Raw genomic sequence first — 21,055 nt, 5'->3', positions numbered from 1 at the left:
ACCCCGAAGCGTCAGCGAGGGCCAACCGGGAGCCCTCGCTGACGCTTCGGGTTGGTGGAAGACAGCGTTTCAGACCGCCTCAGCCCACGTCCGGCAGCGTCGCTCTTAATCCCTGCAACCCCCGCCGCAACAGGCCGGCGACGCTGGGGCCGGTGCGGTTCATCGCGGCGGCGATCTCCGCGGGGCTTTCACCGTCGAGGTAGTGGCGGGTGACGGCCTCCCGCTGGTCCTCCGGCAGCGACTCCAGCGCCGCGGCCAGCCGCACGGCCCGCTCGTGCCGGGCGGCGCCGTGGCTGGGGGAACTCACGTCCGCCTCCAACAGCCCGCCCAGCCGCAGGGAATCGGCGGCCAGCTTCTCTTCCGTGCTGCGGTCCCGCCGCACGTCCCGCTTCTCCCGGGTGTGGTCGCGGGCGGCGTGGGTGATGACCCGGGCGAGGATCTGCCGCAGCCAGGCGCAGCGTTCGGCGTCGGTCTCCCCGCGGAACTGGTCCCGGGCCTCGTGGGCTTGAAGCAGGCTTTGCTGCACGACGTCCGAGGCGTCCAGCCGCGTCTTCAACTTCCCGTGCAGCCCCGTCCGGGCGAGGTGCCGCAGGTAGCCGCGGAAGCGTTCGAAGTCGTCCGCGGACGAGGCGTCGTCGGTCATCGCGGCCGGGGCGGGGGAATGACGGATGAAGAATGTCGAATGACGAAACGCAGCATACCCGTTTCGTCATTCGACATTCATCGTTCCACATTCCGGCTCACCCGGTTCCGGCCGCCGCACCCGATTCCGGCCGCCGCACCCGATTCCGGCCGCTTCACCGCAGTCCAGCACCGCGAACCAGCCCTCGCGCTCGGCGAGCCGGCGGGGCAGGCTGGCGAGGCGGGCCGACAGCCGGTCCCGCAGCACGCTGAGGATCAGCCCCAGCACGAACAGCGTCGCCCCGCCGGCGGTCAGGCCGACGCCCAGCGTGACCTCCGCCCGGTGCACGACGGACCAGACGATCAGCATCGCCGCCCCGGCCAGCCCGAGCGAACCGCCCAGCGCCGGCGCCAGCGTGCGGGCCGACAGGCCGACGATCAGCAGCGAGGCCGCCGCTGCCACCAGCGCCAAGGCGTCCGGCGCCCAGACTTCGCCGGTCGCCTTCATCACGAACACCGCCGCGGCCGTCGGCAGGAGGACGAACAGCGTGCCGAACCACAGGCCGACCGTGACCACGCCGCGCTCCTCGTCCCGCATGCGGCGGGCGGCGGCGGTGAGGAACGGGTCCTCCGGCCGGCCGTCGCGGACGTGTTCCCGCACCCGGCCGGCGTGGGCGGCGGCGAGCATCGCGGCGCCCAGCGCGACCGCGACCGCTTCCAGCTTCCGCCCCAGCGGCACGTCCAGCAGGGCGTTCGCCGCCAGCCCCGCCAAGCCGAGGGCCACCGCGGCGAGCGTCCGGTGCAGCGTCTTCGCCCAGGAAACCGGGTGCAGCGACCCGCCGAACAGGCCGAGGCCCGCGACCGCCGCCAGTCCCCCAGCGTCGGCCCACAGCGGCCCGTTGAACAGCGCCCCGATGCCTTTGGAGACGGCGAACAGTTCCGCCCCGGCCAGCACGACGGTGCCGCACCGCAGGGCGGTCGCCCCGGGGCCGCGGGCCTCGTCGGCGGCCCCGGCGCCGCGGTCGACGGCGATCACGCTCACGCCCGCCGCCCGGGCCGCCGCCAGCAGGCCGACGCCGCAGGCGGCGTACACGGCGGCGTCCCAGCGGTCCGGCAGGCCGAGGTGTTCCAGCACGTTCCACACCGCCGCCGCCCCGGCGCCGGCGGCGAGCGCCGGGATCAGGCTCCACCAGCCGAACAGCCCCTCGTCCCGCGTGCGGCCGGCCCGCCGGTCCCGCCGCCGCCGCACGTCCGCCGCGAGGGCGTCCAGGGAGACCAGCCCGTTGGCGATCGCCGTCCAGATCGCCGCGGCGATCAGCCGGGGGGCGGCCGGCTCCAGCGGGAGCCGCGGCAGGAAGACGACCCCGTGCCGGGCGACCTCCGCCAGCGCCGCGAACGCCGCGGCGCCGGTCAGCAGCGCCGCCCCGCCCCACAGCAGCGGCACGGCGAACGGGTCCCGGGCGAAGGGCTGTTCGTCCGCCGAACCGTCCGGGCCGCCGGCGTCCGGCTTCGTTTTGGGGAACAGCCGGAACCCCTCCACGCTGAGGACCCCCAGCACGGCCAGCGTCCCGGCGACCCACAGCGGTTCGTCCAGTCGATGCATCTGCCCCAACGCCAGCAGGGCGGTCAGCGTCACGCCGCCCTGCACGGCCAGCAGGAAGCGGCGGTCCTTCAGCAGCCAGACGGTCGCCGCCTGCAGCGCCGCGCAGCCCGCCGCCCAGGCCCACAGCCCGCCCGTCACCTCGACGAGGTGTTGGGCGTGAAGCAGCCAGAGGTTGAGCGGCAGCGTCACGCAGGCCAGCCCGGCCGCGGCGAGCCCCGCCATGCGGTAGCGGGTACGGGTGGCGAGCCCCCAGCCGAGGAACAGCAGCGCGCAGCACCCGCCGATCAGGCTGCTGGCCAGCACCCGCGGGTCGTCGAACACCCCCAGCGAGACGAGCCAGACCAACCCCCCGGCGATCACCAGCCCGCCGCCGGTGCCCAGCAGCGCCCGGATCGTGCGGGGATGCAGGGCCCAGGCGCCCAGCGTGGTCATCCAAGAGGGCCAGGCGGGTTCGTGTTCCACATCCGTCGGTAATTCGGTCGTAGGGCGTTCGGCGGGGGAGGGTTGAGCGGGCACGGCGACGCTGGGGCAGGGGGAACGCGGGACACGCTCCGCCCCCCGAGCCCGCTCCCCGCCGAAGCGACCGCGACGGGGGCGACCGCGACGGGAGCGACCGCCGGCGATCACAGGAAATTCGCCCACCCGTCGCTCCTTCTCGCCCCCGCAGACGGGCCGCGGACGCCGTTTAAGATGGGCGGTCTTCAATTTCCCGATCGAAAGGTTCCGCCATGCCCTCCGCCTGGACCGACAAAGACGAACGGATGTACGACCACGTCAAAGAGAGCGAACTGGACAAAGGACGCTCCGAGGACCGCGCCGAGGAGATCGCCGGCCGCACAGTCAATAAACGCCGCCGCAAGGAGGGCCGCACGCCCAACAAATCCACGCAGGGCACCGGCAACCCGAACACGTCGCTGGAGGATCGCACCAAGGACGAGCTCTACAACCGCGCCCAGGAGCTTCACATCGACGGCCGCAGCAAGATGTCGAAGGAGGAACTGGTCGAGGCGATCCGCGAACGGAATTAGGGTCCGGGCGACGCCGACGGCGGGTCAGGCCGGGGCCGTCTCCAAGGCGAGGGACATCACGCCCGCGGCCGGGACCTCGACGGCCGCGCCGGGGTCGAACGCGACCGCCCGGGTTTGCATCACTTCGCGGCAGTTCAGCGATGAGATTTCGGTCGTCGGGTCGTCCGCCAGCAGTTCGCCCTTCGCCGAGAGGACCGTGCGGCCCTCGATCGCCAGGTTTGTCGTCGCCGGTCGGTCGCGGCGAACGTTCACGAAATTCAGATAGAACGTGTCGCCGGTCCGGCTGGCGACGACGTCCAGCCCGTCCGGCGCTGCGGCGACGCGGACGGCCCGCTCGCCGAGATAGGCCCGGAACTGCTTCATCACCAGCGCCACCGGCATGAGGAACGTCCGGTCCGGGTGCGTGCCCATGAGGACGGCGTTCACCGTCCACCGCGTGCCGGCGAAGTCCGCGGCGGTGGCGATTTTTAACACGTCTCCGTGCCGCTGGTGGTTGTTGAGGATCCGGGCGTACGAGACCCCCGCCGCCCAGGTCCGCAGCACGTCGTTGCGGTTGTTGCCGGGGATCGCGAAGTGGCACTCCGTCATCGCCAACGGCAGGCCGTCGGGGGTCTGCTCCCGGACCTCGCGAATCTTCCGGTCGTTTAATTCCCACGCCCTCATCAGCACCTCCCACGTGGCGGCGGGGTCGCGGCGGTAGAGTTCGCCCCGCAGCGTCGGCTCGTCGGGGTCGTCCGGGTCGAACATTTGGTGGAAGGCGAGGTAGTCCAGCCGGTCCCCGGCGACCTCCGCCATCCGCGGGGCCCACCCGCTGTCGCCCCAGCCGATCAGCCGGATCGACGGGTCGGCGGTCCGCATCGCGTCGGCGAACTCCGCCGTCTTCCGGGCCGCCGTTTCCAGGTCGAACCCCCGCCGGTCGTAGGAGGTCTCGTTGCCGATCTGCCAGTACGTCACCCCGTACGGCTCCGCGGCGCCGTGGGCGAGGCGTTCGGGGTGCCGCGGGGCGTTGCAGTAGGCGACCCAGTCGGCGGCCTCCGCGGGGCCGGCGGTCCGGATCGAGCCCTTGGCCCGCATGAACCGCTCGCGGCCGTCGGACTCGAAGTTCACGCAGATCAGCGGGTCGGCGCCGACCTGCCGGGAGAAGTCAACGAACTCCGCCGTCCCGACCTGATTCGATTCGATCCCGCCCCACAGCAGGTTGTGCATCGGCACGCGGCCGGACCGCGGGCCGACGCCCTCCCGCCAGCGGTAGTAGTCGCAGAAGATGCCGCCCCACCGCATCATCCCCGGGGCGAGAGCCTTCGTCGCCTCGACCAGGTCCGGCCGCCAGCGGTCGTTGAGGTGATCCCAAGAGGCTTCGACGGAGCTGTCGTTCGTCCCCAGCGGCTCCATGAACTGCATATAGAGGTGCGGCGACAGGGCGTGCGTCGGCGCCGGGTCGACGGTCACGGTCGGCCCCGCCGCCCCGCCCGCCGCCGGTCTCGCCGCCCGACCCGTCGCCGGCAGCGCGGCGCCGGCCGCGGCGCCGGCCAGCGTGCCCAACGCGGTCCGGCGGGTGATTTCGGCGGCGGACGTCGGACGGGACATGGGTGCTAGGACATGGTCAGGACGCGAAATTTCCGGACTGCATCGTACGTCCCGCCCCGCCGGCGCCGCCACGCGGCCGGCCCGGGGACGGTCAGTCGACGGACGGGCGCCGCAACCGCGGGGCGAGTTCGGGCCGGGCGACTTTCAACTCGTCGACGATCAGGTCCGCGGTCGCCGCGGCCCCCGCGGGGCTGAAGTGGGTCTGGTCGTCGTCGGCGAAGTCGTACGCCGCGGACGCCTCCGGCCCGAGGCGGTTGTGATGTTCGACGCTGATTCGATAGACGTCGATAAACGGCACGGTCTCCCGCCGGGCGACCTCCCCGGCCGCCGCGGCGAACGCCGGCAGGCCGCCGTGCACTCCTTCAGTGCGGGGGAGAATCTTGCCGTCCGGCCCGAAGTTCCGGCGGGTCACGGAGCTGAGCACGATCGGCCGGGCCCCGGCCGCCTTCGCCCGGCGGACGTAGTCCGTCAGATTCTTTTTGTAGGTCTCCACGCCGTATTTCTTCTGGTCGTTGTGGCCGAATTGAATCAACACGTAATCCGGGGATTTTTCCAGCAGTTCGTCCAGCCGTTTTGAGAGCGTGTCCAGCCGGGCGCCGTTGCGGGCGAAGTTCAGCACGGTCGTTCGGTCGTCGAACCGCTCCGCGAACGCCGGGCCCCAGCCGTAGGTGTCCGCCACGGTGGAGTCTCCGATCAGCCCGATCGCCACGGGGGCGTCCGCGGAGTCGTTCGGAACGCCGACGGCGGACGTGAGCAGGGAGGCGGCGACGACGGCGCTGTGCATGGGAGTCTCACGTTGAAGACGGTTCGGCGGGCGCCTTGAGCGCCCCGAACGCGGCGAAGCAGGTATTTTTATGCAGCAGCTCCGTGCGGGCGAAGCCGACCTCTCGCAAGAGTTCCAGTTGGAACGTGACCGGCCGGGGGGAGTCCTCCCGGTCGATATAATCGAACACCCGATCGCGGTACGCCGGCCCGTCGAGCCGCTCCAGGTACTCGCCGTACCGGGCCTGCATGAGGGCCTGCACGCCGGGCGTCTCGTGGGAGACGAGGTCCGTAACCCACACGCTCCCGCCCGGCCGCAGAATGCGGTGCAGCTTCTCGAACGCGGCCCGCCAGTCGGCGTCGTCCCGCAGGTGATGCAGGACCGCGGCGGCGAGAATCACGTCGTAGGCGCCCTCTTCCAAGCTCACCTTCCGAAAGTCCCCGACCAGCGGCCGCACGGCCCTGCCGTTCGCAGCGGACACCCGCCGCTGGGCCGCGGCGACCATCGGCTCGCTGAGGTCCAGCAGATCCGCGTCGAAGTCCCGCCCGGTCGCCTCCCGCAGCTTCAACGTGTTGTTCCCGGCTCCGCAGCCGAGGTCCAGCACGCGGCGGATCGGCGTCGTGCAGGCGACCGCCGCCCGCGTGATCAGCTCCATCGCCAGCGGGGCGTCCACGGTCGCGACCTGGCCCGTCTCCAGTTGCGAGAAGCGTTCCACCTCCCCGTCAAAGCGGGCGCGGATTTCGGCGACGGAGGATTTGCGGGGCAACGGCGTGGGCGTCATACGGACCTGCGGGGACGGGGCGGACGAGGGCGAACGGGGACGACCGGCGGAGCCGCGGCGGGCGGTTCGGGTTCGGGCTTCATGGATTCTCCCCCCCGCCGGCCCGGCTTCGCACCCGCGACGGCCGGCCCGTCGCCGCCGATCCTCCACGATGGAGAACCCCCATGGCCGATCAACGCACCGAAGACGCCCCCGACGACCGATCGAAGTCCCGGCCGCTCGCCTGGGCGCAACTGTTGGCGGGGATGACGATCTTCGGCAGCGGCACGCCGGTCAGCAAGATCGTCACCGAGGGCTTCCCCGTCGCCCTGGCCAGCGGCGGGCGGATGCTGCTGGGCGCCGCCGTGCTCGCCCCGGTTCTGTTTCTCCGGGAGCGGCCGGATTTCAAAGCCCTGACGAAAAAAGACTGGGCGGTCGTCGCCGGGGTCGCCGTCATCGGGATGGTCGCCTTCTCCCTGGCGATGCTCTACGGCATGCAGCGGGTCAGCGGGGTGACCGGCAGCATCGTGATGAGCACGACCCCGGCGATCACCGCCGTGGGCGCCTGGCTGTTCCTCGGCAATCACCTCGGCTGGCGGAAGATCGCCGCGGTGATCTGTGCGGTCGTCGGCGTGGCCACGTTGCACCTCGCCGGCGGCGCCGACGGCGGGGGCGAATCCGGCGGCGGCGGGGGGAACGGCGGCTGGATGAACGGCATACTGCTGGGCGGCGGATTAATTCTGATCGCCGTCTGTTGCGAGGCGACCTACACCCTGCTGGGCCGGGTCGGCAGCGACGCCCTCACCCCGGTCACGCTGGCGACGCTCTCGGCGGCGGCCGCCGCGGCGCTGTTCCTGCCCTTCGCCCTCTGGCAGGGCGTCTCCTTCGACTGGGCCGCCCCCTCTTGGCGGCAGTGGGCCGGGTTGGCCTGGTGGGGCGCCGGCACCCTCGCGCTGGGCTCGGCGCTGTGGTACGCCGGCGTCAAAAAGGTGCCCGGCAGCATCGCCGCCGGGTTTATGGGCGTGATGCCGGTCAGCGCCCTGGTCCTGTCCTACGTGCTGCTGAACGAGACGTTCCGGTGGGTCCACCTGCTGGGCTTCGGCATCGTCTTCGCCGGCGTGCTATTAATCGCCTGGGCCCACGCCCGGATGGACATGCACGACGACTGACGTCGCCGGACCGCCCGGCCGCGCAATTCGACCTTTCCCCGGACGCCGCAGTCGCGTCCCGCCCCACGACCTGAACGTCAGCCCGCGTCGCATGCCCGGAGCCTTCCTGTCCGCAGCCCTGTTCGTCACGCTGCTGAATCCGTTCATGATCGTGATTTATCTGGTCGACGTGATTCACAAAGTCGACCGGGACCGGTTCCGCCGGGTGCTGACCCGGGCGGGCGGGATCGCGGGGGCCGTGTTCTGCGCCTTCGCTCTGCTGGGCGACGCGATCTTTTCGACGGTGATTCAGGCGGAGTTCGCGTCGTTTCAGATCTTCGGCGGGGTCGTGTTCCTGTTGATCGGGTTGCAGTTTCTCTTTCAGGGCCCCGCGGCGATCGAGATGCTCCGCGGAGACGCGAAGGAGCTCGCCGGGGCGATCGCGATGCCGGTGCTGATCGGCCCGGGCACGGTCAGCGCCAGCGTGGTCGTCGGCCAGCGGCACAACGGCTTCGTGGCCTGCGCGATCGTGCTGCTGGGCGTGACGCTGTGCGTCATGACCATCGTGCTGCTGAAGGCCGCCCACGACTACGTCCGCCCCCGCAACGAGGCCTTAATTCAGCGCTACATCGAAGTCGCCGGCCGCATCACGGCGCTCTACGTCGGCACCGTCTCGATCGAAATGATCATGCAGGGAGCGCTGGTCTGGGCGCGGAAGTTTTAAAGAGACCGTCAACTTCGCCGGGTGACCTGCCAGATCAAGAATCGGCCGACCTCGTGACAGGTCCTCCGCCGTAGCACCAGCGGGCCCCTTTGACGCCGGAGCGAATGCCGGCATGTTGTTGGCCGTCCTTCCCTCGGGTGAGGTACATATTCTCCAGGAGTTCGTTGCTAATGGCAAAGTCTTCAAACTGCCTGTTATATACAGCAATCCGGTTGTCGATGGAGGGCGAGGTTGCTCCTAACTGATGCCGGATTCTTGCGTAGGTCAGATTCGCCAGCAAGTCCGCCGCCTGAACACCAAAAGACTTCGTGGACTCCACGAAGCGAAAAGCAATCACCTCTGACAGAATCGATCCTGAACCGCATTCGGGCAACAGCATATTTGCGGCCGTACGCAGAGCCTCTGATAGAGTCCCTTCCCTTATGCCAAAGCGTGGGTTGTAAAGCAGTCTTGCCGCGTCAGACGATGCGGCTTGTCGATATCTCTCGTCGACAACTACTACAACGCCATTGGGGATTGGCTTCGGCACGATGGCGCCACCATGCTGGGATAGCCAGGCAGCAACGCGGGTAAACTCGAGTAGGACTGAGTCGACATCTTGGCCACGAACTCCCAGCGTCGTGTTGACGACGTTGGCCAAAAAACTTCGAACCTCCGCAAGGTTCTCCTCTTTGTAAGCATCCGCCGGGCCAGCGGTGACTACAGGGCCGATTCCGTGCGGCGTTCGCAGGGCTGCTGAATAGGGTTTCCAGGTGTCAACAAACCCTGCGTACCGACTGACGTTGTTGAACTTGATTTTTGACGCCTTGAACTCTTTCGACGAACCCAGCAGGCGTCGGGCAGCCGGTGCGACGTGCTCCACATAGCTCGACTTCAGTATTGGGACAGCCGCTTGGACGAAGCCGGAGCCATCAGCAAGCGAAGTGTCGTCGATGAATATGTAGAGCGGGTCTCTGTTCACAGCCGATCGACGGCTCGCAGGAGGGATATTGACTGGTGCTGCGCAGGTCTCGACCGAATATGAGCAACGACCCCCACAAGCCCCTAAAGGTTCGCACGCTTCAGGTTTGTATCCTTCAGGTACTCAACTCGCCTCCTGCCGCAGGCTCGCCACAGCGGTGTAGTCCTCCAGCGTGCTGGTGTCGCCGGTCGTCTCGCGGCCGGCGGCGATGTCGCGGAGGAGGCGCCGCATGATCTTGCCGCTGCGGGTTTTGGGGAGGGCGGCGGCGAAGCGGATCTGGTCCGGGGTCGCCAACGCGCCGATCTGGCCGCGGACGTGCTGCGTGAGTTCCTGTTGCAGGGCCTCCGGGTCGTCCGGCTCGCCCTTGGGGGTGACGAAGCAGCAGATGCCCTCGCCCTTCAAATCGTGCGGGAAGCCCACCACGGCGGCCTCGGCGACGGCGTCGTGGGAGACCAGGGCGCTTTCCACCTCCATCGTGCTCAGGCGGTGGCCGGAGACGTTGATCACGTCGTCCACCCGGCCCAGCACCCAGTAATAGCCGTCTTTGTCCTTGCGGGCGCCGTCGCCGGCGAAATAAATGCCGGGGAACTTGCCGAAGTAGACGTCTTTGAACCGCTCGTGGTCGCCGTGCAGCGTGCGGAGCATGTGCGGCCAGGGCTGGGTCATCACCAGCAGGCCGCCCTCGCCGTCGGGGACCTCTTCGCCCTGCTCGTTGACGATCTTCGGCACCACGCCGGGCAGGGGGAACGTGCAGGAGCCCGGCTTGGTGGGCGTCACGCCGGGCAGTGGGGAAATCATGATCCCGCCGGTCTCCGTCTGCCACCAGGTGTCCACGATCGGGCAGCGGCCGCCGCCGATCTTCTCGTGATACCACACCCACGCTTCGGGATTAATCGGCTCGCCCACGCTGCCCAGCAGGCGGAGGGAACTCAGATCGTACTGGGCCGGCCACTCGTCGCCCCATTTGATGAAGGCCCGCACCGCCGTCGGGGCGGTGTAGAAGACGTTGACGCGGTGCTTTTCGACCAGTTCCCAGAACCGCCCCGGGTCCGGCCAGTTGGGGGCGCCCTCGTACATCACGGAGGTTGCGCCGTTGGCCAGCGGGCCGTAGACGATATAGCTGTGCCCCGTGATCCAGCCGATGTCCGCGGTGCACCAGTAGGTGTCCTCCTCTTTTAAGTCGAAGACCCATTTCGACGTGAGCTGGGCGCCGAGCAGGTAGCCGGCGGTCCCGTGGCGGACGCCCTTCGGTTTGCCGGTGCTGCCGGAGGTATACAGGATGAACAGCGGGTGCTCGCTGTCGACCGGCACGGCGGGGCAGTCGGCGGAGGCGTCCGCCATCAATTCATGCCACCACAGGTCGCGGTCCGGGGTCATCGTGACGTCGCCGCCGGTGCGGCGGACGACGACGCACTTTTTGACGGTGGGGCTCTTCTCGAGGGCCTCGTCCACGGCGGCTTTGAGGGGGATCTCCTTGCCGCGGCGCCAGCCGCCGTCGGCGGTGACGATGACTTTCGCGCCGGCGTCGTTGTTGCGGTCGGCGACGGCGTCGGCGCTGAAGCCGCCGAAGATGATGCTGTGCACCGCCCCGATCCGGGCGCAGGCCAGCATGGCGATCGCCAGTTCGGGGACCATCGGCATATACAGCGTGACCCGGTCGCCGGACTCCACGCCCAGGCCCCGCAGGACGTTGGCGAACTTGCACACCTCCCGGTGCAGTTGGAGGTAGGTCAGCGTCCGCACGTCGCCGGGCTCGCCCTCCCAGACGATCGCGGCCTTATTTTTGCGGGGGCCGTCCAGGTGCCGGTCCAGGCACTGCACGGAGGCGTTCAATTTGCCGCCGACGAACCACTCCGTCTCCGGCATCTCGCCCCGTTTGACGGCGGCGAAGTCGGTGTCCCAGGTGAGCAGTTCGAGGGCCTGTTCGCCCCAGAAGCCCTCCGGGTCGTCCTTCGCCCGGGTCCAGAGTTGCCGGTACTCCTCCTCGCTCTTGATGTGGGCCGACTGCGAGAAGGCCTCCGGCGGGGGGAAGGTGCGGGCCTCGTTGAGGTGGGACTCGATGTTCCCGCCGCCTCCGGCCTCGGCGCCCGCCGCGGCGCCGTCGCGTTCGTCCTGCGGCGGATCGAAGTCGGCCTGATCGGAGACGGAGGCGGGTTTGGCGTCGGACATCGGAAGGTTCCCAAAGCAGTCGGCGGGCGAACGCCGAGGAGGATACCGATGAACCCCGCGACGGGGGAAACGGGCGCGCAAACGCTGCACCGGGCGGCGGAACATTCGCGCGGCGACGGACCGTTCGGCGCCGCTCCCCGGGCGACGCTCTAGACGGAACCGGGTGTGGAGTAGTATGTCCGTACTGTTCGCCCCGATCGGGGGCCGCCCCGCCTTGCCCCGGTCCGTTTTCGTGTCCGCGCCTCAACTCTCGCCCATCAAATCGTCTCCGGAGTTCCGCGTCGTCTCCGCGGACGCCGTTGACGTCGGCGTCGTGCAGGACCTTGTCGCCTTCCGGCGGCCGGAGGAGCAAAAGCGTCCCGGGCTGCTCTGGTGGATGCTCTGGTGGCCGGTCGGCTCGCTGGTAGTCGACAGCGCCTGGTTTCCGTTCTATCGGCCCAAATCGCGGATTTTGCGGGCGTTCGGGGCGAAGATCGGGGCGGGGTTGGTGATGAAGCCGAACGTCCGGATCAAGGACCCGCGGAACCTCGTCGTCGGCGACCACTGCTGGGTGGGGGAGGGGGTGTGGATCGACAACCTTGCCCCCGTAAGGCTGGGACACAATGTCTGCCTATCTCAGGGAGCCTACCTGTGCACCGGCGGGCACGACCACACCCGGCCGAGCTTCGACCTCTTCGTCGAGCCGATCACGATTGAGGACCAAGCGTGGGTTGGGGCGAAGGCCGTGCTGCTGCCGGGAGTGACGATCGGCGCCGGGGCGGTGGTGGCGGCGGGATCAGTGGTCACGAAGGACGTGCCGCCCGGCATGATCGTCGGCGGAAATCCAGCTGGCGTGTTGAAGCCTCGAATCGCCGCGTGAACTCCGCGGCCTCGCCCGCCGTCGCCGATGTCGTCGAGGACGCCGCGTCGCCGCGGGTGGCGATGGTCACGCGGTCGGTCAGCCGGGCCGGCGGGGGGCTGGCGTCGGTGATCCTCGACCTCGCCCGGGCCCTGTCGGCGATCGGTCGTTCGCCGCACGTCCTCAGCGTGCGGGACGAACATTTCGAAGAGGACGCCGCCGCCGCGGGGCGGGTCGGGGACCGACCGCTGGCCGGGGAGGCCTTCGCCCCGCGGGGGCCGCGGTTCGCCCACGACACCTGGGGCTACGCGCCGGGATTGGACCGCCGGCTGGGCGAGTTGACCCCGGACGTGGTGCATTCGCACGGGCTCTGGCACCACAGTTCCAAGGCGACGGTGGCTTGGGGGCGGCGGAGCGGGCGACAGTGGGTCGTCTCCCCGCACGGGATGCTCGATCCGTGGGCGGTGCGGCGGAGCCGGGCGAAGAAGCAGTTAGCCTGGTGGGCGGCGGAGCGGGCCCATCTCGCCGGCGCCGGTTGCCTGCACGCCCTCGCCGACGCCGAGGCCGACGCCGCCCGCGCCTACGGCGTGACGGCCCCGATCCTCGTGATTCCCAACGGCGTCTCGCTGGACGCCCCCCGCCCGAACGTCCCCCCGCCGTGGGGGGAGGACGAAGCCGTGCGCGCCGCGGTCGGCGGCCGGCGGGTCCTGCTGTTTCTCGGTCGGCTGCATCCGAAAAAGGGGCTCGACCTGCTGATCGACGCTTGGGCGGAGTTGTTGAGAAGCGAACCGGCCGCCCGGGATTGGCACGTGGCGGTTCTCGGTTGGGACGACGGCGGCCACGCGGAGGAGTTGAAGGGCCGGGCCGCCGCCGCGGGCCTCTGCGGGTTGGACGGGCGACCGACCGGCGACGCCGGTGCCCTGGGCTTCTACGGCCCGGCGTTCGGCGATCGGAAGGCCGCGGCGCTGGCGGCGGCGAGCGCCTTCGTCCTGCCCTCCCACAGCGAGGGCATGCCGGTGGCGGTGCTGGAAGCCTGGGCCTACGGCCTGCCGACCGTGCTGACCGACGCCTGCAACCTGCCGGAGGGCTTCGACCGCGGCGGGGCGTTGCGGGTCGAGCCGACCGCCGCGTCAGTGCGCACCGGGCTGGCGGAACTGGTGACGGAACGCGACGCCGCCCGCTCCGCCCGCGGGGCCGCCGCCCGGGCGCTGGCGGAGGCGGAGTTCGCCTGGCCCGTGATCGCCCGCCGGTTCGGCGCCCTCTACGACTGGCTCGCCGGCGGCCCGGAGCCGGCGGGAGTGCGGCGGGTTTGAGTGAGCGGAGTTCAGTGAGGGGCTGCTCCGTTCTCCCGACTCCTCTACTCAATACTCCACACCCGTCGCGCCCGGCGGCTCACTTCCCCGACTTGCCTCTGCGAAGCGGGGCGGGGAAGGTGACGGGATGAGCGCCGCCGACCCCCTCACGTCCGACCCGCTCGCGGTCGCCCCCGCGTTGGCCTTCTTCACCGTGGCGACGGCGGACGGCTCGTTGGACGCCGCGGAGATCGATCAGTTCCGCCAGCAGATGAAGGCCTGCGGGGAGTGCGGCGCCCTGTTCGCCGGCGCGCTGGAGCGGTTGTCGTCGGACGCCGCCACGCTGGACGCCGCGACCGCCGCGGCCGGCGAAGCCGTGCTGGGCGGCGAGGCCGACGCCGCGTGGCGCTCGGTGCGGGCGGCGCTGTCCGGGGAAGACGCGGAGGAGCGCGAGCGGTTCGTCGCGGACGTGGTCGCGTTCGCCCGGCAGATCGCCGAGGCCGCCGGCGGCCTGTACGACGTCGGCCCCCAGGTCAGCGAGGCCGAAGACGCCGCCATCGGCCGCGTCGCCGCGGCGCTGGGGGCTCGCGCCTGAACGGCGGGGCGAGGGAGGCGTTTGGGCGACCGCTTGCGGTTTCGCGAGGCCGGAGAACCTCGAACCCCCGCGAAACCGCATGCGATCCTTCGAACTGAAGCGGTCCGAGGCGGACGGTTCGGTTCCTCGTCGCCCGACCGCCGCCCCGGCCCGTTGCACGGCGTGCGAAAACTCTGCGGGCGGGCGGCCTGCGGGGGCGTCGGGGGAGGGGGCGCCGTGCCCGCGCCCGTTGTGCCGGCTTCGCGCCGGCCCGTACGATGCAGGAGCCCGTCCGAGCCCTGTTGCCCCCGCCGGAGATCGTCGCGATGAGCCTCGCCCCCCCGCTTCCCTCCCGCCGGCTCGCCGCCGCGGGGCTCGCCCTCGCCGCGGCCTTGCTGGCGGCCGCCCCGGCCGAGGCCGCCGTCCGCACCGAAACCGTCGTCACCCCCGACGGCTGGACGCTGCCGGTGGAGGTCTACCTCCCCGCCGGCGCCGGCGAGGAGACCCCCGTCGTCCTCCTGCTGCACGGCGAGAAGGGCAACCGCAAGAACTGGCAGTCCCTCGCCGAGCACTTGGAGAAGATGGGCTACGCCGTCCTCGCCCCGGACCTCCGCAAGCACGGCGAAGCCTCTCTGAACGGTCGCACCGAGACCGGCGAGGAGATGCGCTCCGCCGACTACCGCGGCGTGGTGCGGTTCGATCTGGAGGCGGTGAAGGCCCTCGCCGTCCAGTTGCACCAGCAAAAACAGCTGAACGTCCGCAAGCTGGGGATCGTGGCGGCGGAGGACGCCGCCCCCGCGGCCCTGCTGTTCACTTACGCCGACTGGTTGAAGAAGCCCCTCGTCGACGCCCCGGACCCGGCGTTCCGCACCCCCACCGGACAGGACGTGCGGGCCGTCGCCCTGCTCTCGCCGGAAGCCTCCGTGCCCGGCCTGAACCCCGGCAAGGTGTTGCGGCAGTTGGCGGACGACAGCGCCGACATCGCCTTCCTGATGCTCTACGGCTCCGAGGACCAGCGGGACGACGGCGCCGCCGAGGACCTCTACGAACGCCTCGGCGGGGAGAAGGCGACCCGCGTGGTGCTGGCCCCGGTGCCCGGCGTGCCGCTGCGGGGCACCTCCCTGCTGCGGCCGCCGTTGGGCGAGAAGCTGTTCCAGGGCCTTGCCCGGCCGGACGGCAAAGGCTTCCTCGACCTGTACGTAAAGGCCCGCCCCGAGAAGTGGCGGGACCGCGCCGGCCGGCGGTGAGTCCGTTCGGCTGAACCCGGCCGTCGTTTCCTTCCCAGGTTCCCGCCCGCCTGATGTCCGCCGCCCCGCTGCTGCTGGTTTGCCTGCTGGCCCCGCCGGCCGTTCCCGGTGAGAACGCCCCGCTGACGGGGCTCGCCCTGGAGCGGCGGGCGGCGGCGGAGTTGGAGGCCGCCCTCGACGCCCCGCCGGCGGAGGCGGTGGACATTCGCCCCGAGACCAGCCTCCCGGACGCCCTGTCGATCCTGCTGCCCGACCAGACCGTCCTGCCGGACACGCCGCGGCTGGATCTGGAGGGCGTCGATCTGCGGGACCTGTCGCTGGCGGACGGGCTGCGTCTGCCCGCCGGGCGGTTCCCGGTGCGGACAGCGGTGGAGGAGGCGCTGATTCTGGTCAACGACGTCCCGCTGACCTACCTGAACGACGGCGGCGTCCTCCGCATCACCACGCAGGATTACGCGGATGAAACGCTCGTCACCCGCGTCTACCCAGTGCGAGACCTGCTAGCGGCCGCCGGGGCGGCGTACCACTGGGACCCGGTCCCAACCCGGATCGAATCCGCACAAGGGCCGACCGGCGGGCAATTCGGCCCGCTCCCGGTGGTCAATCGGGTCGACGAGGGTTCCGCCCTGGCCGCCGGGACGAACGGAAACGCCTCAACGCTCGACGCCGCCGTCTCCGCCGAACAGCCGCTCATCCACCTCATCCAAACCGTCACCGGCGGGATCGATCAGGGGGGCGGTTGGGAGGAGATCGACGGCGAGGGTGGGGCCATGTCGTTCTTCAACGGCGTGCTGACCGTCCGGCAGACGCAGGCCGTGCACCGGCAGATCGAAACCCTGTTGGCGGACTTGCGCGCCGCCTTCACGGAACAGCCCTGGACCGTTCTGTCGGACCTGCGGCTGGCGGAGCCCGCCACTGCCGACCCGACCGAAACGGAGACCGGGACCGCCGCGGAGCCGGCCGAATGACCGTCGCCCCGCTGCTCTCCCTCGCGGCCGTCGCCTTCGCCCCGCCGGCGGGCGGCCCGGCCGGCGTCGCCGCGGAGTGGGCGGCGGGGGATGTGCCCGAGGCGGCGGCGGTATGACGAACTCCCCCCCCGACGCGGCCCCGGCGTTCGTCGTCGCGCCCGCCGGCCCCGACGACGCGGAGGCGATCGCGGAGTTCAACCTGCGGCTCGCCGAGGAGACCGAGGGGAAGCGCCTGGACCCGGCGACGGTGCGGGCGGGCGTCGCCGCGGTCCTGGCGGACCCGGCGAAGGGGCGGTACTTCGTCGCCCGCCCGGCGTCGGGGGGGGCGCCGGTCGGCTGCCTGATGGTGACCTGGGAGTGGAGCGACTGGCGGAACGGCGCGTTTTGGTGGATCCAAAGCGTTTTCGTGCGGCCGGAGCGCCGCGGGCGGGGGGCGTTCCGGCAATTGCTGGACCACGCGGCGGGCGCCGCCGAGGCGGCCGGGGCCGTGGGGTTGCGGCTGTACGCGGAGCGTGAGAATCATGCCGCCCACGCGGTTTACGGCCGCTGCGGGTTCGTCGCCCCGGGGTACGTCGTCTTTGAACGGTCCCCCCCCGGAGCGACGGGGCTATGATTCCGCGGACGACGCATTTCGCCGCCCGCCGCCGCGCCCGATCGCCGCTGTAGACCCGATTGGCGTCCCGAATCCGCTTGTAGCGGACAAGTGCGTCCACACAATCCGTTTTTCCTTCCCCCCTCCCGTCGTACACGGCCGATCCCCATGGCCCGGATCACCCTACAGGTGTTGGAGGGGTTGGAGCGGGGCACCACCTTCCGGGATCTGCCCACGCCGGTCTCCATCGGCCGGGAGGAGGAGAACACGGTTCGTCTGAACGACGAACGGGTGAGCCGGTTCCACGCCAAGGTGCAGGAGGACGGCGAGCGGGTCATCCTCACGGACCTGGACAGCACGAACGGCACCCGGGTCAACGGGCGGCCGATCAGCGCCCGGGTGCTGCGGCCGGGGGACCAGATCGCGCTGGGGCGTTGCCTGTTGACCTACGGGGGGCGGGAGGAACTGGATCGACTGACCTCCGCCGCCCGGGAACGCCGCGCCGCCGAAACGGCGGGCGTCGGCGGCAACCCCGAGGACACGCGGGGGCGGACCGCCGGCAACGCGCCCGGTCCGGGGCGGGGCGAGGTGGTGGAGGACGTCCCCGGGGTCCCGCCGTTCCTGCCGCCCGGGGAGCGGCCGCCGGTCCCCCAGGACCTGGACCTCGCCCAGCAGGCCCAGCTGTGCGATCTGCTCGGGTTCGCCCATGAGGAGCTCCGCGGGGTGTTGTTGGAGGCCGTCGAGGCGGACTTCCGCTCCCTGCCGTTGCCGGATCGCGTGCCGAACGCCGCCCCCGACCTCGCCGCCTCGCGGCCCCGGCGGTCTGAACCGCTCTCCCCGGAAGAAACGCCCAGCGACGGCGGGTCGCCGGGGGGCGCCGGCGGCAGCGGGCTTCCCGGCCGGGACGGGAAGCCCGACGGCGGAGACGCTCACGGCGAGCCGCCCCGCATCGTTTCCTGGGACGCTTGGCAACGCCTGGCTCGGTTGGAAATGGCGTTGGCGGAGATGCTCAAGGCCGCGGCCGAGCCTCACTGACCGCCGCCCCGCCCGTCCGGCGCCGTTCCGGGGACAACTCCCTGGCCGCCCGTTCCGCCCCGTCGGCCGGACTTCCCGGACCGTTTCCCGCGTCGCCAAGGAACGTCCGGGCGACACGCCGGGACGCTCGGGATTGAGACAGGAGATCCCCCATAGCATCCTCGGGGTTTCCTCCGGGTGTTGGGGGCGGACTGATTGGTCCGTTTTGCGGGCGGAAACGGGCCTTCTTTTTACGGCACGGTCGGTATGACCGGGTTTCCCGCCCTCCCGCGGCGGGATTCCGATCCGGGTCGGCGCTTCCGAACCGCGCCGGCGGCCCGCCGGGCCGAAGTTGACAGCGTGCCCCCCGCCTCGCCCAACGTCGCTCGTCCCGTGTCGAAATCTGCCGCCCCGGACGCTTCGCCGGCCGATCGTCGAGTCACGTTGGAAGCGGTGCTGAATTCCCCCGGGCTGCCGACCCTGCCGGCGGTCGCCGTGCAGTTGCTGGAGGAATCCCGGAAGCCGGACGTGGACGTCGGCCGCATCGCGGAACTGATCGCCTCCGACCCGGCGATGTCCGCCCGGTTGCTGCGGGCCGCGAACAGCAGTTTCTTCGGATTTCGGGGCGAGGTCGCCAGCGTCAGCCGGGCGGTCGCCCTGCTGGGGGCGGGGGGCGTCGTCTCGCTGGCGCTGTCGTTCAGCCTGGCCGACGACGCGCTGAAGGCGGGGGTGACGGCGGACGCCTATCGGGCGTACTGGCGCCGCTGCGTGGTGCAGGCCGCCGCCGCCGAGCTGGCCGGCGACCTGCCCGGCGGGGCGGGGGAGGGCGAGCTGTCCGGCAAGGGCGACCTCTTCCTCGCCGGGCTGCTGTGCGATCTGGGCACGCTGGCGCTGCTCAAGGCGGTTCCGGAGGAGGCCGCCGCCGTGTGGGCGGCGTCGAAGGAGGCCCGAGTCGATCCGGCGGCGCGGGAGCGGGCGGAGTGGGGGTTCGACCACGCCGCGGTGGGCGGGGAGTTGGCCCAGCGTTGGGGCCTGCCGGAACGACTCGCGTTCGCCGTCGCCCGCCACCACGAGACGCCGGAGGCCTTGGAGGCGGCCCGCGCCGGGGGCCTGCTGCCGGCCCCGGCGGTGCCGCTGGTCCGCACCGCGGCGCTGGCCAGCGCCGTGGGCGATCATTTCTGCGGGCCGGACGCCGGCCCCGCCCTCGGCCGTCTGCGGGAGACCGCCGGCGCGCTGTTCGGGCTGAAGGGGAAGGCGCTGACGGTCTTTCTGGAAGACGTCCGCGAGCGGGCCGACGCCGCCGCCGGGCTGTTGGAGGTCGACCTGGGGCAGTTGGGCAACCCGGCGGACCTGCTGGCGGTCGCCAACGAGCATCTTTCCGAACTGGCGACGCGGCGCTCCGCCGAGGCCGACGCCCTCGCCGACCGCCACCGCAGGTTGGAGGCGGAGCACCGCGACCTGCAACAGCAAAGCCTCCGCGACTCGCTCACCGGGCTGTACAACCGGCCGTATCTGGTGGACGCGTTGCGGCGGGAGGTCGCCGTCTGTTCCCGCACCGGCAGCACCGTGGGGGTGATCTTCGCGGACGTGGACCGGTTCAAGGCGGTCAACGACACCTACGGGCACGCCGTCGGCGACCGGGTGCTGCGGGCCGTCGCCGGGGCGTTCGCCCAAGTGTTGCGGCGGACGGACGTGCCGGCCCGCTTCGGCGGGGAGGAGTTCGTCGTGCTGATCCCCCGGCCGACCGAGGCCGGCGCCCGGGCGGTCGCGGAACGGCTGCGGGAAGCGGTCGCCTGGACCTGCCGCACGGTGGGCGGCATCGCGGTGAACACCACGGCCAGCTTCGGCGTCGCCCTGGCGGTGCCCACGGACCTGCCCGACGCCGCCGACAAGCTGCTCGCCGAGGCCGACGCGGCGATGTACGAGGCGAAGAAGACCGGCCGCGACAAGGTGGTCGTCCGCAGCCTGCTTTCCCCGGCGGAGCGGAAGCTGCACGCGGCGGTCGCGGCCCGGCGGTTCTCCCGCTGGCTCAGCGCCAGCGGCGCCATCGCCGTGCGGGACGTGGGCGAGGCTCTGACCGACCTCACCCCCCCGGACGTTAGTCTGGGCGCCCTGGCCCGCGAGGTCGGCGTGTTGGACGAGGTGCAAACCGACATGATCGCCGACGTGCAGGAGGCCGGCGAACGCTTCGGCGAGGCGGCGGTGCGGCTGGGGCTGCTCAATCACGAACAACTCGCCGAATTGCTCGCCCGCCAGCAGGAGAACCCCCGCGCCCTGGGCGAGGCCCTGGTCGCCCGCGGCCACGCCGACCCGGCGGAGATCGAGGCGCTGCTCGATGCCTACGCCGCCGCCGGCCCGAGCTTCACCCCCCTCGAACGCTCCGTCGCCGCCGTGGCGTAATGGCCCGGACGGCGATTCCCTTCTCCCCTTCCCGTTGAGGGAGAGGGGGGATCGCTTCACCGAAGCCCGGCGAGGAACGGCGACGCCGACGCCTTACGGCGGGTCGTAGCCGCCGGGGTGGAACGGGTGGCAGCGGCCGATCCGGCAGACGGCCTTCCACCCGCCGCGGAGCGCCCCGTACTTCCGCACCGCCTCGATGGCGTACTGGCTGCACGTGGGCGTGTAGCGGCAGGTCGGCCCCAGCAGGGGCGAGATCCACACCTGATAGCATCGCACCGCGCCCACCAGCAGCAGCGCCGGCAGGCGTTTGAGGAATCCGGCCATCAGCGCGTCCCGTCGCGGTTCGCCCCGTCGCGGGGGGCGTGCTTCTTCGCCCACTGTCCCGGCAGGCGGCGCGCGAGTTTGACGAGGCTTTTGCGGAGCCGTGGGAGGTCGGCGCCGGTCTTCGGGCGGGGGATGAGCACGAAGTCCCACCCCGCCGGCAGGTCGGCCTTGGAGGTGCGAAACGCCTCCCGCAGCAGGCGTTTGACGCGGTGCCGGACGACCGCGTTGCCGTTCTTCTTGGACACGCTCAGCCCCACCCGACTAACCGCCCGGCCCTGATAGAGGCGGCCCGGGTCGTCGTCGGGCCGCGGCGCCCCGAACACCAGCAGCACGCCGTCGCCGGCCCGGCACTTTGCGTCGTACACCCGTGCGAACTGCGGCGTGGTCCGCAGCCGCAGATGTTTGGAGAACCGCTCGTCCGATTCGCCGGCCCGGCTCGGTT

Annotated in this window: 20 protein-coding genes; 11 read left to right on the top strand and 9 right to left on the bottom strand. The window is 71.3% G+C overall.

Features of this window, described 5'->3' with window-relative positions:
* Positions 1-79 precede the first annotated feature (79 nt).
* Together ACG2DA_RS13900 and ACG2DA_RS13895 are read right to left on the bottom strand one after the other, a co-directional pair.
* Positions 80-643: a sigma-70 family RNA polymerase sigma factor gene (locus tag ACG2DA_RS13900; protein ID WP_395256382.1), complete on the bottom strand. Its 564-nt coding sequence runs from the start codon at positions 641-643 to the stop codon at positions 80-82.
* Between the two features lie 66 nt (positions 644-709).
* Complete coding sequence (locus ACG2DA_RS13895; RefSeq protein ID WP_395256381.1) at positions 710-2,686, bottom strand: hypothetical protein; 1,977 nt, start codon at positions 2,684-2,686, stop codon at positions 710-712.
* A 266-nt stretch (positions 2,687-2,952) separates the two neighbouring features.
* Here ACG2DA_RS13895 and ACG2DA_RS13890 point away from each other — a divergent pair, with 266 nt between their 5' ends.
* Positions 2,953-3,252 carry a Rho termination factor N-terminal domain-containing protein gene (locus tag ACG2DA_RS13890; RefSeq protein ID WP_395256380.1) on the top strand — a complete coding sequence of 100 codons (300 nt, stop codon included), beginning with the start codon at positions 2,953-2,955 and terminating at the stop codon, positions 3,250-3,252.
* Between the two features lie 24 nt (positions 3,253-3,276).
* Here the strand turns inward: ACG2DA_RS13890 and ACG2DA_RS13885 are convergent, their stop codons facing one another.
* The 3 genes from ACG2DA_RS13885 to ACG2DA_RS13875 all read right to left on the bottom strand — a co-directional run bounded on the left by ACG2DA_RS13885 (position 3,277) and on the right by ACG2DA_RS13875 (position 6,383).
* Positions 3,277-4,839, bottom strand: a complete 1,563-nt coding sequence (locus ACG2DA_RS13885) for an alpha-L-arabinofuranosidase (protein WP_395256379.1) — start codon at positions 4,837-4,839, stop codon at positions 3,277-3,279.
* Between the two features lie 91 nt (positions 4,840-4,930).
* Positions 4,931-5,623, bottom strand: a complete 693-nt coding sequence (locus ACG2DA_RS13880) for a rhamnogalacturonan acetylesterase (RefSeq protein ID WP_395256378.1) — start codon at positions 5,621-5,623, stop codon at positions 4,931-4,933.
* A 7-nt stretch (positions 5,624-5,630) separates the two neighbouring features.
* A complete protein-coding gene (locus ACG2DA_RS13875) occupies positions 5,631-6,383 on the bottom strand; it encodes a class I SAM-dependent methyltransferase (RefSeq protein ID WP_395256377.1) in 753 nt (250 codons plus the stop codon).
* 164 nt (positions 6,384-6,547) lie between these two features.
* On the opposite strand from ACG2DA_RS13875, the gene ACG2DA_RS13870 reads away from it, so the two are divergent.
* A complete protein-coding gene (locus ACG2DA_RS13870) occupies positions 6,548-7,531 on the top strand; it encodes a DMT family transporter (RefSeq protein WP_395256376.1) in 984 nt (327 codons plus the stop codon).
* A 91-nt stretch (positions 7,532-7,622) separates the two neighbouring features.
* A complete protein-coding gene (locus tag ACG2DA_RS13865; protein WP_395256375.1) occupies positions 7,623-8,234 on the top strand; it encodes a MarC family protein in 612 nt (203 codons plus the stop codon).
* 34 nt (positions 8,235-8,268) lie between these two features.
* Here ACG2DA_RS13865 and ACG2DA_RS13860 read toward each other — a convergent pair whose 3' ends face one another.
* Both ACG2DA_RS13860 and acs read right to left on the bottom strand, forming a co-directional pair.
* Positions 8,269-9,195 carry a DUF3800 domain-containing protein gene (locus tag ACG2DA_RS13860; RefSeq protein WP_395256374.1) on the bottom strand — a complete coding sequence of 309 codons (927 nt, stop codon included), beginning with the start codon at positions 9,193-9,195 and terminating at the stop codon, positions 8,269-8,271.
* Between the two features lie 123 nt (positions 9,196-9,318).
* On the bottom strand, positions 9,319-11,364 hold the full coding sequence (gene acs, locus ACG2DA_RS13855; protein ID WP_395256373.1) for an acetate--CoA ligase: 2,046 nt from the start codon (positions 11,362-11,364) through the stop codon (positions 9,319-9,321).
* 232 nt (positions 11,365-11,596) lie between these two features.
* Here acs and ACG2DA_RS13850 point away from each other — a divergent pair, with 232 nt between their 5' ends.
* The 8 genes from ACG2DA_RS13850 to ACG2DA_RS13815 all read left to right on the top strand — a co-directional run bounded on the left by ACG2DA_RS13850 (position 11,597) and on the right by ACG2DA_RS13815 (position 20,289).
* The gene (locus tag ACG2DA_RS13850; protein WP_395256372.1) at positions 11,597-12,223 is read left to right on the top strand and encodes a WcaF family extracellular polysaccharide biosynthesis acetyltransferase; all 627 of its coding nucleotides are present in this window, start codon (positions 11,597-11,599) and stop codon (positions 12,221-12,223) included.
* On the top strand, positions 12,220-13,515 hold the full coding sequence (locus ACG2DA_RS13845) for a glycosyltransferase (RefSeq protein WP_395256371.1): 1,296 nt from the start codon (positions 12,220-12,222) through the stop codon (positions 13,513-13,515). Before ACG2DA_RS13850 ends, ACG2DA_RS13845 begins: the two co-directional genes overlap by 4 nt.
* Before the next feature lie 127 nt (positions 13,516-13,642).
* Complete coding sequence (locus tag ACG2DA_RS13840; protein WP_395256370.1) at positions 13,643-14,089, top strand: hypothetical protein; 447 nt, start codon at positions 13,643-13,645, stop codon at positions 14,087-14,089.
* Between the two features lie 257 nt (positions 14,090-14,346).
* Entirely contained in the window at positions 14,347-15,315 is a 969-nt protein-coding gene (locus ACG2DA_RS13835) for an alpha/beta hydrolase (protein WP_395256369.1), read from the top strand.
* 53 nt (positions 15,316-15,368) lie between these two features.
* The gene (locus ACG2DA_RS13830; protein WP_395256368.1) at positions 15,369-16,283 is read left to right on the top strand and encodes a hypothetical protein; all 915 of its coding nucleotides are present in this window, start codon (positions 15,369-15,371) and stop codon (positions 16,281-16,283) included.
* A gap of 112 nt (positions 16,284-16,395) precedes the next feature.
* A complete protein-coding gene (locus tag ACG2DA_RS13825; RefSeq protein ID WP_395256367.1) occupies positions 16,396-16,896 on the top strand; it encodes a GNAT family N-acetyltransferase in 501 nt (166 codons plus the stop codon).
* A 147-nt stretch (positions 16,897-17,043) separates the two neighbouring features.
* Positions 17,044-17,910 (top strand): FHA domain-containing protein, encoded by an 867-nt coding sequence (locus ACG2DA_RS13820; protein WP_395256366.1) that lies wholly within the window; start codon positions 17,044-17,046, stop codon positions 17,908-17,910.
* Positions 17,911-18,342: 432 nt separating this feature from the next.
* Positions 18,343-20,289 (top strand): HDOD domain-containing protein, encoded by a 1,947-nt coding sequence (locus ACG2DA_RS13815; protein WP_395256365.1) that lies wholly within the window; start codon positions 18,343-18,345, stop codon positions 20,287-20,289.
* Positions 20,290-20,382: 93 nt separating this feature from the next.
* On the opposite strand, the gene yidD is transcribed toward ACG2DA_RS13815, so the two are convergent.
* Positions 20,383-20,613, bottom strand: coding sequence for a membrane protein insertion efficiency factor YidD (gene yidD / locus ACG2DA_RS13810; protein WP_395256364.1), 231 nt, complete (start codon positions 20,611-20,613; stop codon positions 20,383-20,385).
* A partial coding sequence (rnpA, locus tag ACG2DA_RS13805) for a ribonuclease P protein component (protein ID WP_395256363.1) occupies positions 20,613-21,055 on the bottom strand: 443 nt, incomplete at its 5' end. The genes rnpA and yidD, both read right to left, overlap by 1 nt.

It is taken from the genome of Alienimonas sp. DA493 (assembly GCF_043951915.1).
Lineage (GTDB): Bacteria > Planctomycetota > Planctomycetia > Planctomycetales > Planctomycetaceae > Alienimonas.
This window is presented reverse-complemented; position numbering and strand designations above follow the sequence as displayed.